The 12,455-nt window shown below is 36.3% G+C and carries 5 protein-coding genes and 1 pseudogene; all 6 read left to right on the top strand.

From position 1 onward, the window contains the following. Positions 1-496: 496 nt before the first annotated feature. Positions 497-1,164 (top strand): annotated as a pseudogene (locus IC621_RS15790) (HAD family hydrolase). A 162-nt stretch (positions 1,165-1,326) separates the two neighbouring features. Then, positions 1,327-1,884, top strand: coding sequence for an SMI1/KNR4 family protein (locus tag IC621_RS15785; RefSeq protein ID WP_191159285.1), 558 nt, complete (start codon positions 1,327-1,329; stop codon positions 1,882-1,884). Positions 1,885-2,145: 261 nt separating this feature from the next. After that, entirely contained in the window at positions 2,146-3,066 is a 921-nt protein-coding gene (locus IC621_RS15780) for a hypothetical protein (protein ID WP_191159284.1), read from the top strand. Between the two features lie 202 nt (positions 3,067-3,268). Then, positions 3,269-4,540: a tetratricopeptide repeat protein gene (locus tag IC621_RS15775; protein WP_191159283.1), complete on the top strand. Its 1,272-nt coding sequence runs from the start codon at positions 3,269-3,271 to the stop codon at positions 4,538-4,540. 74 nt (positions 4,541-4,614) lie between these two features. Then, positions 4,615-5,154, top strand: coding sequence for a ReoY family proteolytic degradation factor (locus IC621_RS15770; protein WP_191159282.1), 540 nt, complete (start codon positions 4,615-4,617; stop codon positions 5,152-5,154). A 483-nt stretch (positions 5,155-5,637) separates the two neighbouring features. After that, positions 5,638-12,117, top strand: coding sequence for a type I pullulanase (gene pulA, locus IC621_RS15765; RefSeq protein ID WP_191159281.1), 6,480 nt, complete (start codon positions 5,638-5,640; stop codon positions 12,115-12,117). Positions 12,118-12,455: the final 338 nt, after the last annotated feature.

The following is a 12,455-nucleotide window of genomic DNA, read 5'->3' as shown; positions in this document are numbered from 1 at the left end:
TTAAGGGCAGCACTGTGGAAGCCAGCGCATATTTGGCTTCGAAAAATTGAAGGAAAAGCCCTCCCATAATGAGCAAATTGTTGTCGTCGCACTAGTGTAATTGTAAATAAATTTCCAAATGGATGGAGCCACCTTTTGTTGGGTATTTACTTTTTTGGCTCTCAATCTAGAAAATGATAAATCTGAAAATTCAAACAATATTTATGCAACACTAGTGATAAAAATTGAAAAAGTCCCTAATGCTAACCATTCTTTAGATAATGAACCATTTAATACTTTAATGTCCATCTCAGCCTTAGAAAAGGTAATGAAAAGATTAGACGATTTTTTAAAATTATAACCCTTCTTCAATAAAAGTAAAAGGATACTTATCCGGTAAGGTAGGCGTCTTTTTTTGAGGAAAAAAATTGAGTTGCATACCTGAGTTGAACAAGGGCTTTATATTAACTATAAAGAAGAATATGAGTATATTGAATTGGGGAGAGTGCATTTAAAAGTGATTAAAGCTGCTTTATTTGATTTAGATGGAACTTTATTAAATAGAGATGAGTCAGTAAAAATATTTATTGACAGGCAATATGACAGATTAAATAAACTAGTAGGTCATATTCCAAAAGAGAGGTATATGACAAGATTTATAGAATTGGATAACCGTGGGTATGTATGGAAAGATAAAGTGTATCAACAATTAGTTGATGAATTTAATATCGCTGGGATCACTTGGGAAAGCTTACTTCAAGATTACTTAGAACAATTTAAGAATAATTGTGTCCCTTTTCCGAATCTCATCAGTATGTTAAAAGGGTTAAAAAGTAAGTCCATTAAATTAGGAGTAATAACGAATGGAAAAGGACAGTTCCAAATGGATAATATAAAGCATTAGGTATTGAAAAGTATTTTGAAACTATTATTGTTTCTGAATGGGAAGGTATAAAAAAACCTGATCCTAAAATTTTTAAAAAAGCTTTAGAGCAATTAAATGTCTCACCGTATGAAAGTATGTACGTTGGAGATCATCCAGAAAACGATGTAAAAGCTGCTCGAAATGTAGGAATGAAAGGAATTTGGAAAAAAGACTCACAATGGGGCAATGTTGAAACGGACCTCATGATTGATGATTTGGCAGAACTACCTTTAATTATAGAAAGAGTAAGTAGTATTTAATCTTGTTAAACGGGTGCAAAAGTTCGAACCTGATCATGTTATTCCTAGGATTTATGGGGGAGGAAATAGTTTCTATAATCTGTAGCCATTACCAAGAGATATCCACGAGCAAATTGTAACACCTTGGTGATCAAGTTACTAAAAAATAGGGGAAATCTAAAAATGAAGATAATTTATAAAACGTTAGAAGCTCTAAAGAACAAACTTGATGATGAAGGAAATATGGAAGTAATTGCAGAACAAGGAAACATCCATACGGTTAATTGTTCATTTAATTCCCCTATTTGTAATGAGACTCTCTTAGCCTTTCAACAGGAAAGCAATTGGACATTGCCTGATGATTATAAAGAATTTTTGACCCATCATAACGGAGCTCGAATTTTCGAAATGTTATTAGGAAAAGTCAATATTGGTGGAGGACTCAGAATATATTCTATGCAAGAAATACAAAAAACTTATGAAAACCTCCAATTAACATCAACATATTATCCGATTGGATATGTATTAGAAAGTTACCTTTTAATTAATAATAAAGATATTGAACAAAAGAACCTTAATTACCTATTTATAGCTAGTACATTTCCAGAGATAAAACCACTAAACTTAAACTTTGAATTGTTTTTTGATAGGTTTATTATTTCTCAAGGAGCAAATTTTTGGGATTGGCCCAACTATACTGCTAAAAATTATTACAAATACCAAGGTGGAATTGAATTCTAAAAAGTTTTTTAAAACCAATTCTTTATCGGAATTGGTTTTTTTAAGGTATTTCTTTTCAAAAATCCCCTTTATTTTTACTTTTGGCGATATTTTAACAATATGAAAAAATACATTGGCAGTACCCTAATGGTGTTTGAGAAATGCTCTCTGACGAAATGAAATCCCTAACATTAAAGTTTCAATTTTTATCGGACATTTTTGCATATGCGTCAATATTTTCACATAGCTTGTCTTAAGAAAAGAAAAGGGTGTGAAAATGTAATGCCGCCATACATTATTGAGGGTGTTCAACTATGTAAAAATGACACTTTAAAAACTTGCTCTTTACTAATTGAGAAAAATCGCATCCAGTTTATTGATCATCATTTGGAGAAATTGAAATTTATGAGGATGTTAGCTAATGAATACGTTATGACACCTGGTTTTATTATGATGGATACTCTTCCAGAAGATATTAAGACGTTTCCTCAAGTAAAATCCTATCTTTCAGAAAATTACCTAATCAGAGGCTGTACATCTTTAATCTCTGTTATACCGATTCAATATGAAGGAGACATTCAAAAAAAGGTAAAAGAAAGACGACAAATTTTGATTAATTCACCGATTGATTTTTATATTGCCTTAGAGATTTCAGCAAAAAACCTAACACCCTCCTTACTTAGGCTGTGTAAAAAATTAAAAATCTCTATGGTGATTGTAAACTTTTTTAATGAAAATGAAATTAGGAGAGTTCCATGGGGATGGATACGAGATGCTTTGTTTATGAACCCAGTAACCCTTATTCCCAAAATCAGCAAAGCAGAGATGTCATTCTTTCAGTATCATAAAGTTAAATTTTTATGGCGAGACATGGTAAAAGAGCATAAGTTAACAGCATTACAAGATTGTCCCCAAAATAACCGTCCTCTCCAAAAGAACGAATTAATGACAATTGGGATCTATCCGGATAAAGGTGACCTCCGAATCGGGGGGCAAGTCGATTATAATTTATATAAGCTTGAAGATGTAGGCTATTCAGTTGAAGAAAACATCATCCTCGATTATCATATTCATAAACCTACTTTTACTGTTCATAAAGGAAGACTACAAAAAGCAGAAAAAATTCATTATTATACAGGGTTTGGAGAAGAATGTGTTATTCCGATTACGAAAAGATTTCTGCCGCAATCCGCTACTAATTAATGAACTATATTTATGGTACACATGGTGTCGATTGAAAAATAGTTCACACCAAGACTTTTGTCTCACCCTGTGATAAAAGGTCGGATTTGAGACTTGTAGCAATCAGAGACATACAAATTGCCTATTCTGCTATTTTTCACTTGAAAAAATAACTATTTGTAAGAATAGAGCCGAACGCAAACTTACAGGAGGAGTCGATATTTTGCAGAGAACCTTGCAAGAATCTATTCAATTAGTCGAAACAGGACTTACCGATAAAGGTCTACAGCAATTAGCTGACATAGAACACATGCTTCATGATGAAGAAAAGCTCATTCTAGCTGAAAAATACTATGAATGGGGGATTGTTGACAAAGCTTTAAAAATAGTAGAAGACCTCCATGATCTTTATCCTGAGGAGTCAGCGATCACAGTTTTTCTTGCTGAAGTATATGTCGATCTAGATGATGAAGAAAAGGCGATCAGCTTACTCCAAACTGTAAATAAAGAAGGGGACACATATCCCCAAGCACTATTGCTTTTAGCTGATTTGTATCAAATGCAAGGATTAATCGAGGTTAGTGAGCAAAAGCTAAAGGAAGCGAAGCAGCTATTACCAAATGAACTGGTCATTGATTTTGCACTTTCAGAGCTTTATTTTCACCAAGGTGACTTTCAGAAGTCGATTACAATCTTAAAAAAAATTATTCAAAATGAGAAGATTGTGGCAGGTGTAAGTATCGCTCACCGGATCGCTGAATCACTTAGCCAAACTGGACAATTTGAGGAAGCGCTGAAATTTTACGCACAAGCAGTAGAAGAACAGCCTGAGCCGCATACAATCTTTGGTTATGGTTTTACTGCATTAAGGGCAGATCAGCCAAGGACAGCGATAAGGCAATTTAATGAATTGAAAGATTTGGATCCACATTATTCTTCACTTTACCTATATTTAGCTAAAGCCTATGAAGAAGAAGGAATGTTCAGTGAAAGCTTTAATACTGTTCGGGAAGGCTTGAAAGTAGACGAATTTAATAAGGAGCTCTTTCTTTATGGCGGCAAAATTGCTTTAAAAAATCATCAAAAGCAAGATGCCATTTTTCTTCTACGGGAAGCGGTGGCTCTCGATCCAAGCCATATCGAAGCAACTCTTACCCTAACCAATATTTTATTACATGACGAAAAATATGAAGAAGTAATAGATCTTCTTGAAGAAGTTATGAAATACGGAGAAGAGGATCCCCAATTTCAATGGAGCCTCGCGAAATCGTATCAAGAGACAGAACGGTATAAGGATGCATTAAAACGATACCAACTTGCATATAATTCTTTCAAAGACAACCGAGAATTTTTAGAGGAATATGCCTTTTTCCTAATTGAAGAAGGACAGCATAAGGAAGCAAAAAGATTGTTTGAAAAGATTTTACTTCTAGATCCTGCAAATGTCGAAATTCAAGAGATCTTGATGCAATTAGAAGATCAATTTCCAAATTGAAGGAGAAGGATTTTGAGACGTACTTGTTGAAATCTAAAGATAAGAAAATTCCGGAAAACAGAGGAGGGAATAGGATGAAGGCCCCTGTATCTGTCAATGAGAAAAAAGATTTCATTCGTTGGTTTTTAAATCACTACCAGTTAAAAAGAAGAGAATGTGTTTGGATCTTAAACTATTTGATGAGTCATGATTCATTGATGGAGAGAGTACATTTTGTAGAACAAGCACAATACTGTCCAAGAGGAATCGTCATGTCAACCCATTGTGTAGAAGAAGTTCCTTTCAGATTTTATAAGGAAAATGTTATGACGACTGATGCAGAAAAATCCTTTCACGATATTCGGTTAAACAAGGATGAAGAGCTTTTTATTCAGTTAAATTTCCGTTCTGTCTATCAATCTCCAGAATATGCTGCTGTTTTAGAAGGAAATCCTTTTATGCCAAAGCATTTAAACATTAATGAAAAAGACAGAGTTGTTGCTGAAAAAATATTGGAACACTCTATCCAAACATTCCAAAAAGAGAAGCTGATGACGCTGATTGACAAAGCACTAGATGAACAGGATAAAGAAGCATTTCAAACGCTTACAAAGCAATTAAAGAACTATTTGTAAACAGAGTTTTTATTAACTCTGTTTTTTTTGGGGGTGTAACTTTTACTACGAAATTTGGCTCCTTTGTCATGGAAACCGGATAGTACTTTCGAGAACTGGCACGAATAAGAGTAATCTTGCTCAAAATACCTATCTTTATGAAGGGACAGCAAAGAAAAGTTTTTCATGGCTTGTAATAAAGAGTATCTGGAACATATAGCCCCTTTCACATCGACACTTCGATCAGAACAATCAACACTGACTCTTTCATCAAAGAAACTGGACAGAAAAAGGCGGGAACTAGTCCATCGAAAGAAACTTTTCGCCGATTTTCTTCTTTCCCCCACATAACCTCTAATTTCTCAAAAACAGGGCTTTAAACCTGTTTTTTTAAAATATATTGATTTTTCAGAATAATGGTGGCAAGATATACATAGATGTAACCGATTTCATTTTTTGGTTTTTGTGCAAACGATTTCGCAATTAAATAAGGGGGAAAGATTTATGAATAAAAGGGGGATATCGTATCTGCTTGTTTTTGTGCTCATCTTCTCTATGTTTGCAAATGTTTTTTCTATGCAAGCCGGACAAGCATCAGGACCTGCAACGATTCAAGCTGACAAACAAACTGAAGCCCAGTTGAATAACCCTGAGCTAAATGAAGATGGGTCAATTGCTTTTTTTTATCAAGGAAAAGAGAAAACTAATCACGTTAGAGTTGCAGGAGCTTTTACAGATTGGGAAAAAAATGCGATAGAAATGAAAAAAACAGATCATCAAACATGGGAAGCTACAACAACTATTTCACCAGGCATATACGCCTATAAACTTATAGTCGATGGTGAATGGATACTTGACCCTCATAATGATGAAATCATTCAAGGAGAATATGGAGATGACAGCAAGCTCATTGTACCAGGTCTTACACTGTCTAATTCCAGTGAAATTGAAAAAGGAACAGAAATAATACTGGATGCAGGTTTAATAGATGAACAAGGAGAAAAAACATCTGTCGATCCAAAATGGTCATTAAAGAACACGATCGAAGGAGTTCAAATTGAAGGTCAAACATTGACATTAGACAATTCTGTTGCAAAGGAAACTGAATTTACAATAATCGGCCATTATGAAGATTTTACTATCGAGAAAACGTTCAAGGTAGAAGAAAGCCTATATGAATATACGATTAATTATTTCCGTTATGATGGAATGCAAGAAAAATATGATATGTGGATTTGGGAAGACAACAAAGACGGCAAAGAATACGAATTTACGGACAAAAAGGATAACTTTGTCCAAGGCACCCATAAATTCAATACGAATAAAATTAATGTCATCACCAGACCAGGAGATTGGTCTTCTCAAGAGGCGACAAGAACAATACAAATGCCTGAAGGAAAAACAAAAGTGGAAGTATGGATTATCGAAGGTGTAAAAGAAGTTTATTACAATAAAGATGACTTTGACCTATCCGCGCGTATCCAAGCAGCCTTTATGGATTCAGAAAACCGGATTACTCTTACAACCACTCACCTAATAGAAGAAAATGATTTATCAACTTTTTCTCTGACTGACCAAACGAATAATCAAAAAATAAAAACAGAAGCAAAAGTGACGAAGTCAAATCAAGTTCAATTAACGGTATTGGAACCTGATAAAATTGACGTTAGAAACTTATATGAAGTACGAAGTGAACAATTTTCCCCTTCCAATGTAACGATGAGAAAGGTACTAGATAACAAGAAATATTTTTATGAAGCTGATGATCTTGGTTTAACCTACTCTCCTGAAAAAAGTTCATTTAAAATCTGGGCGCCAACGGCTGTTAATGTACATGTTTCTCTATACGATGAAGCAGGAACTTATATTAACTCAGGTACGGTAGAGGATCATACAGGCGGTAGAGAAACGGCGATGAAACGTGCAGACAACGGGGTTTGGTCTCAAGACCTAAATGGGGACCATCAAGGAAAGTATTATATGTTCAAATTAGAATTTGCGGACGGTACAACCAATTATGCTGTTGACCCTTATTCAAGGGCAGTTTCTGCAAACGGACAAAGAAGTGCTATTGTTAACTTAGCAAATACAGATCCAGCCGATTGGCCATCAGATCAAAAACCAGTGACGGTGAATCCAACCGATTCTGTTCTTTATGAACTTCATGTAAGGGATTTTTCAATGGACGAAAATTCAGGATTAGACCATAAGGGTAAATTTAAAGCATTCACAGAATCAGGAAAAAAGACTGTGAACGGTGAACCGTCAGGCATTGACTATTTGCAGGAATTGGGAGTCACTCATGTGCACCTTTTGCCGTCATATGATTTTAAAACGGTTAATGAATTAACTGTTGATGATGAAAATAATAAAAATCCAAAGTTTAACTGGGGCTATGACCCGCAAAATTACAATGTTCCTGAAGGATCCTATTCAACGAATCCTTTAGACCCGGTCACTCGGATCAAAGAGTTCAAAGAAATGGTTAAATCCATGCATGATCATGATATGAGAGTGGTCATGGATGTCGTGTATAATCATTCGTTTGAGGTTCCAAATGGACCGTTTGAAAAAATTGTCCCAGGTTATTTTTATCGAACAACTGATACAGGGGATTTGGCAAACGGCTCGGGGGTTGGAAATGAAATTGCAACTGAGCGGCCGATGGTAAGAAAGTTCATTAAAGATTCTGTTAGATATTGGGCAGAGGAGTACAATGTTGATGGATTCAGATTCGATTTAATGGGCTTAATTGATATTACTACAATGGAACAAATAACAAAAGAATTACATGAGGAAGTAGATCCAAGCATTTTGATCTATGGAGAACCATGGCAAGCCGGTGGTTCACCTCTGCCTGAAAGTGAGCAAACCTTAAAAGGCTCGCAAAAAGATAAAAACTTCGCAGTTTTTAACGATAATCTGCGAGGAGCGATAAAGGGGGGGAGTGATGATGCTTCAAAAGGCTTTGCTACAGGCGAGCCTGGAAAAGAAGCAGACCTTGTTAAAGGAATTTTGGGTGCAATAACAGATTTCACAAATAGTCCGTTAGAAACGATCAATTATGTAACAGCTCACGATAATCTAAATCTATGGGATAAAGTGATTAAAACTCAAGGCTTAGAGGAGGAAGAAGGGTTTATCCATATAAAGGACGGCGTATTGCAAGGGGAAGATGCGGCCAGATATCGATCAGTCGAGGAGGCAGTGGAAGCTGCAACTCCACATCATGCCGTTGACCTGGACAATGTAATGGCAAATGAAACCGTAAAAAGATCGCTCCTCTCTAACGGAATCGTTTTAACCTCACAAGGCATTCCTTTTATTCATGCAGGTGAGGAATTCCTGAGGACAAAATACGGTGATCATAACAGTTATAAAAGTCCGGATGCTGTCAATCAAATAAGGTGGAATGACAAAAAGGACTTTAAGCCTGTTTTCGACTACTATAAAGGACTAATTGAACTAAGAAAAACCCATCCCGCTTTTCGGATGAGCTCAAAAGAAGCGATTGAAAAAAATATTGAAATATTTAAACAAGACGGAAATATTGTCGCTTACCAACTGAAAAATCATGCAAACCACGACACATGGAAAAACATTGTTGTGATTTTTAATGGGAATAATGAATCGAGAAGTGTTAACTTACCGTCCTCAGCAAAGTGGAATGTTGTCGTAAACGAGCAGAAGGCTGGTGTTGAAAAACTAACTGAAGTGAATGGCGATCATGTTACAATCGCTCCACTTTCAATGATGGTTTTATATGATGTGGAAGAGAAATATACACCTGAGATTGCATCAATCGATGTCTCGCCATCATCTATTGCTTTAAACCCGGGAGACACAAGAATGATTAGGGGAATTATTAAAGACCAAAAAGGCAATCCAATTTTATCTGAACAAATTAATTGGAGCTCCAGTAATGATCAAGTAGCTAAAATTGGTCAAAATGGGAAGGTAACTGCTATTTCGAAGGGGAAAGCTGTTATTACAGCATCTGCAGGTTCTATCCATTCTACAATTGAAGTGACTGTTGATAATCTAATCCCTGATTCTATCACATTGTCAGGTCAAGATACAGTTTTTGAAGGGTTGACAGTACAGCTTCATCCAACAGTAAAAGATCAATATGAGCAGAAAATGCCTGCACCAGAAATTATTTGGAATTCTTCCAATAAAGACGTTGCATCTGTCAATTCAAACGGAGTAGTAACGGGACTAAAGCCAGGTAAAACAACAATTACTGCAAAAGCAGGCCCTGCAATTGCTGAAAAGCAAGTAGAAGTCAAAAAATATGTGCAGAGAAAAGTCCAAATTACTTATGTTCGTGATGACCAAAATTATGAGGACTGGAATATTTGGACATGGCAAACTGGGGCTGAAGATGGGGAAAAAAGATTTACCGACATCACAGAACAAGGAGCCGTAACCACTTTTGATATTGGACCAGATGCCTCGCAAATTGGTTTTGTTATAAGAAAAGGTTCTGATTGGAATTCGGCGATCAAAGATCCATATGGTGAAGACAGATATATTGAAGTTGACCCTAATGAGTCAATAACAAAGGCTGTTATAAAGAGTGGAGAAAAAGAATTTCATACTGTACCAAATGTAAATGGTCCGGTTCTTCAAGATGGTAAGGTTACATTTTTCTATAGAAATCCTGAATTATATGAGAGAAATGAAATGGATCAGGTAGACAAGGTACAAGTAAAAGTTAACAACCAAAAATATGACATGACATACGAACCAGAAAATGAGTATTTTACTTTTACATTAGAAGATATAGAGGAAGGAACACACGAATATTCGTTTTTAGTAACGACGAATGGACAAACAACCGAGGTAACAGATCCGTACAATACGAACGAAAATGGGAAATCAGAATTTACTTATCAGATCCCTGATTTGGATGTCACTGCTCAGGTGTATCCAACTGCAATCAGCTCTAACGAAAATGCTGTGATCACGACTAGTATTTTTAGTAAAGAACCAGTTTCTATTAAGGAAACGTATGTGGATTTAAAGGAAATAGGAGGCCCGGACAAAGTAGCAATTGACCCTCTTTTAAACAAATTATCTATTGCGGTGGAAGATGATGTAACCTCTGGAGAGAAGGTATTGCCGGTAACGATTGTCGACGAATTTGGTAACAAACATGAACACGAAGCAAAGGTGGAAGTGAAGCCAAGGCAAGCAGTTGGTGAACTGGATTTTGATTGGGATGAAGCAAGAATTTATTTCCTCCTAACAGACAGATTCTATGATGGCGACCCGTCCAATAATAATCCGAATGGCGAAAATTATAATACATCACATCCTGAAACATACCATGGCGGCGATATTGAAGGAATTACAGAAAAATTAGACTATTTGGATGAGCTGGGTATAAATACAATTTGGATAACGCCAATTGTCGACAACATTGATTGGGATCTTAGACATGATAATGAAGGCCATCAGTATGGCTACCACGGTTATTGGGCAAAAAATTTCACGAAAATGGATGAACATTTAGGCGATCAGGAAGACATGAAAGAACTAATTTCAAAAGCTCATGATAAGGGAATTAAAATCATGGTCGATGTCGTTTTAAATCATACAGGGTATGGATTGAAAGTAAATGATCCAAGTATTGGTAAAGGCATATCTAATTTTCCGACAGATGAAGACCGGAAGCAGTTTAAAGGAATGCTGCGTGATGGCGGAACCGATGTCGTAAAAGGGGAGGTTGCCGGCTTACCTGATCTTATAACAGAAGACCCGCATGTACGGGAGCAAATGATCAAATGGCAGACCGAATGGCTGGAAAAGGTAAGAACAGAAGATGGTGAAACAATCGATTATTTCCGAGTTGACACTGTCAAGCATGTAGAAGAGACTACATGGAATGCTTTTAAAAATGAATTAACAGAAATAAAGCCAGATTTTAAAATGATTGGGGAAAACTATGGCGCCTCCTATAACAATACAGGAGGTTATCTTGACAGCGGTCAAATGGATTCCCTGCTAGATTTCGGATTTAAATCAATCGCGAAGGATTTTATAGATGGGAAGATTGAAGCTGCAGAGAGCGAAATGCGATCTAGAAACGGATTCCTATCGAATACAGCAACGATGGGTCAATTTTTAAGCAGTCACGATGAAGACGGATTTCTATTAGCTCACGCTGACGGAGATGTCAGTAAGCAAATGATTGCAGCTTCTTTGCAAATCACTGCTAAAGGTCAGCCAGTGATATATTACGGGGAAGAGCTAGGTGAGTCTGGCAAGCATGCTGGTGATATGGATAAAGGCGAGTTCAACGAAAATCGTTACGACATGCCTTGGGATAAAATTAAGGACAATGATTTATTAGAGCATTATCAAACTCTTTTGAACATTAGGGAAGACTTTTCTAAAGTTTTCTCCAAAGGAGACAGGGATACCCTTGCAGGTGGAGATGAAGAAGGCTATTCCGTTTTCAGCCGCTCATATGGTGATCAAACAGTTACGGTTGGAATTAACATGACTGATATGAAGAAAAATATTGACCTAACTCTCCCGTATGATAAAGGGACAAAACTAGTTGACCTCTATTCAGGTAAAAAATACAAAGTGAAAAAAGACAGCAAAATAAAGATAAAGCTTTCAGAAAGGCATGAGGGGGGCACCTTTGTCCTTGTGAGAGCAAGCGATATTGAAGCTCCTGACCCGGATGAAATACCTGATAAAGAAAAAGAAATGACACCTGGACCACCAAAGAATAATGACGGTCGGAAAAATGATAACCAGAATGATGACAATAGAAAAAATGATAAAGTTGAAAATGACCAGTCCGCAAAAGAGCAAGGAACAGCAAATGAGGGAGAATCGATTGAAGTAAACGGCTTTGGACTCCCGATCACAGCCACGCAGAACTACACCTATCTTTTGGCAGGGATTGTCCTTCTGCTCTTTGGGAGAATTTTGTATGTGAAGTGGAAAAACTCTTTGAAATCCTAGAAATAAAAATGAAAAGCTCCAGGCCCTTAACAGCCATGGATAATCTTTTTAAAAGGCTATGCTCTGATCGGCAAAGGCGTTTCGTTCTTGTTCAGTTGGATGTCCTGTCCGCTAAGGGTGGACAATGATAACCCATTTTATTACGGAAGTATTTTAATTATTACTAAAAGGAGCTCCCCAAATGAGCTTCTTCTTTTTATTTTTTGAAACGAGAATTATCTGAAATGAAAAGGTTTGTTTAACCAATCAAATAGTAATCAAATTTTATATTAAGCGTTTACCTCCTGGATACTAGTGCTATATAATGAGAGAAGCTTCAAATTTGAGGAGTTGAGTAT

Origin of the sequence: Metabacillus arenae (assembly GCF_014773385.1) — a bacterium.
Taxonomy (GTDB): domain Bacteria; phylum Bacillota; class Bacilli; order Bacillales; family Bacillaceae; genus Metabacillus_D; species Metabacillus_D arenae.
Note: the sequence above shows the minus strand (reverse complement) of the source record. Positions and strands in the feature narration are given on the sequence as shown.